This window comes from Endozoicomonas atrinae (assembly GCF_001647025.1).
Lineage (GTDB): Bacteria > Pseudomonadota > Gammaproteobacteria > Pseudomonadales > Endozoicomonadaceae > Endozoicomonas > Endozoicomonas atrinae.
In genome coordinates, this window is record NZ_LUKQ02000826.1 from 1 (window position 1) to 346 (window position 346).

The 346-nt window shown below is 46.0% G+C and carries 1 pseudogene; it reads left to right on the forward strand.

Features of this window, described 5'->3' with window-relative positions:
- Positions 1-125: 125 nt before the first annotated feature.
- Positions 126-346, forward strand: a pseudogene (locus tag AK963_RS30765) (transposase); the annotation flags it as partial.

The following is a 346-nucleotide window of genomic DNA, read 5'->3' on the forward strand; positions in this document are numbered from 1 at the left end:
AAATCAACATGCCCAAAACCTTCGGGTAGCTGTGGTCGACGAGACATCTGTTCCAGATAAAATGCTTGGTAATGATGCCTGAGCATAGCTGGATTCAGGTTAAGGATTTAGAAATTACGATTGGTATTATTCGTAAAACCGTGTATGTTGCTCTTGGCGTGAACACTGAAGGCCATAAGGAACTTTTGGGTCTTTGGCTTGCCGAAACAGAAGGTGCCAAATTCTGGCTTTCTGTGCTGACAGAGCTTAAGAACCGTGGAGTTGAAGATGTCTTCGTTGCCTGTGTTGATGGGCTTACCGGATTCCCGGAAGCGATTAACACCGTGTTCCCAATGGCTCAGGTTCA